This is a genomic window from Dietzia cercidiphylli (assembly GCF_014145145.1).
GTDB classification, from domain to species: domain Bacteria; phylum Actinomycetota; class Actinomycetes; order Mycobacteriales; family Mycobacteriaceae; genus Dietzia; species Dietzia natronolimnaea.
Map to the genome: position 1 here is coordinate 1 of NZ_JAALEA010000317.1, position 1,976 is coordinate 1,976.

The window sequence follows — 1,976 nt, forward strand, 5'->3', positions numbered from 1 at the left end:
TCGCCTCGGCGCGGAACTGGCCGAACTCACCGTGGAGATGGGCGAGTACGGCCGCCAGACCACCCTCCAGCTGGAGGAACTGCTGGCCGACACCCCGGACGAGCTGTGGGGCCTGGTCGCCGATCACCTCGCCGTGGACCCCGCGGGCGGGAGCACGGTCCCCACCGCCGACCAGGTGACGACCGGCCTCGAGCGCCTGGCCGCCCTGACCGACGCCGACCTGCTCCTGCCCGGCCCCGTCGCACGCTGCCTGGGGCTGCCCGCGGAGCCGGAGGACCTCGACGAGCACGTCACCGCACGGGGTCACCGGATGCTCGCCCACATCCCCAGACTCCGGCCCGTGCAGATCTCCGCCCTGGTGGAACGGTTCGGCTCGGTTCCGGCGCTGCTCGCCGCGGAGCAGACGGACTTCGCGGACGTGGAGGGTGTGGGCGCCCTGTGGGCCCGGCACGTGCGCCAGTGGCTCACCGGCCTCGGGTCGACCTAGCGGACGGCGTCCGCGGCGCCTGCCTCAGATGCCAGTCGCGCCCGACACCCCGAACGGTCAGTCGCCCTCGACCACGTTGAAGGTGGCCGCCGGGCTGAAGACGTTCCCGACCAGCGCGTAGACCTGGTAGGCGCCCACCTCGACCGGGGTCCGATCGGCCTCCGAGCAGGCGCCCTCCGCGGACCGGCGGCCTGTCCAGTCGATCTGGCGGGGCTCGGGCTCACCGGGGCGGAGGTCGACCTCGTCGTCCTCGCGGGGGGTGGTGCAGTCGATGCTCGACCACACCTTGACGTTGGTGTCCAGGCGGTAGACCTCGAAGGACAGCGGCGCCTCGGAGAGGTCGCGGTCGCACGTGGTGTCCGAGGTGTTGAGGATGTTGACGAAGAACCGGACGTCCTCGCCGACCGGGACGTTGGGCTCGGCGGACCAGACCTCCAGGCTCAAGTCCTCGTCCGCGCACCGGCCGCGCGAGGCGCCGCCGTCATCCCGGGCGGTGGTCCCGGTGGTCGTGGTCTCCGAGGTGGTGGCCGCCTCGGCCGTGTCGACCTCGCCGCCGCCCGCCGACTCCTGGGTGTCCGTGCCGCTGTCCCTGGAGGCCAGGAACAGCGCCAGCACCACGGCCAGGACGGCGACGACCGCGATGGCGACGGCGGCGACGCGGCGACGCACATAGACTTCGCGCGGTAGGGAGCCCTGGGGTTCGTGCACGGGCCCAACTCTAGGGCCGAGCGGGCGCCGCACCGGATCCCCCTCGCGGCGTGTCCCTAGACCGCGATCATCTCCTCACCCGGACCGTGGGGGGTGTCCTCGACCTCCCCCAACGCGCTGCGCAGATACGCGCGCCCGTCCGAGAGCTTGTACGTCACACCGACGATCGCGAGCCGCCCCGCGTCGATCCGGTCACTGATGATCTTGGAGCGCTGCTGCAGGAGCTCGCCGGTCTCGAGGACGTGGCGCGCCTCGAAATCGTCGATGGTGCTGAGCCCCTCGCGGCGACCGTTGAGGATCGAGGGCGAGACCTTCTCCACCACGTCACGCAGGAACCCGGGCGGGATCTCACCGGTGTTGAGCGCGTCGACCGTGGCCTTGACGGCGCCACAGCTGTCGTGACCGAGCACCACGATCAGCGGGGTCTCCAGGACGTGGACCGCGTACTCGATCGAGCCGAGCACCGCCGAGTCGCTGATGTGGCCGGCGGTGCGGATCACGAAGAGGTCCCCGAGACCCTGGTCGAAGATGATCTCGGCCGCCACCCGGGAGTCCGAGCAGCCGAACAGGACGGCCTTGGGGTGCTGCGCCGCGACGAGCTTCTCCCGCCGCTCGGTATTCTGGCTGGGATGACGCATCTGCCCTTCGACGAATCGATGATTGCCGTCGCGGAGCGAGGCCCAGGCCTTGATGGGATCGGTATGAGGCATGGCTCATATTGTGCACACCCCGCTCCCGCGGAGACACGGTGACCTCCGTCGACACCTCCGCCCTGCTGTCC

The 1,976-nt window shown here is 71.1% G+C and carries 2 protein-coding genes and 1 pseudogene; 1 reads left to right on the plus strand and 2 read right to left on the minus strand.

The features are described from left to right. Positions 1-487, plus strand: a pseudogene (locus tag G6028_RS11570) (DNA integrity scanning diadenylate cyclase DisA); the annotation flags it as partial. Positions 488-544: 57 nt separating this feature from the next. Here the strand turns inward: G6028_RS11570 and G6028_RS11575 are convergent. Both G6028_RS11575 and G6028_RS11580 read right to left on the minus strand, forming a co-directional pair. Continuing rightward, positions 545-1,195: a hypothetical protein gene (locus G6028_RS11575; protein WP_182639751.1), complete on the minus strand. Its 651-nt coding sequence runs from the start codon at positions 1,193-1,195 to the stop codon at positions 545-547. Between the two features lie 56 nt (positions 1,196-1,251). Next, positions 1,252-1,905 carry a carbonic anhydrase gene (locus G6028_RS11580; protein WP_179524500.1) on the minus strand — a complete coding sequence of 218 codons (654 nt, stop codon included), beginning with the start codon at positions 1,903-1,905 and terminating at the stop codon, positions 1,252-1,254. Positions 1,906-1,976: the final 71 nt, after the last annotated feature.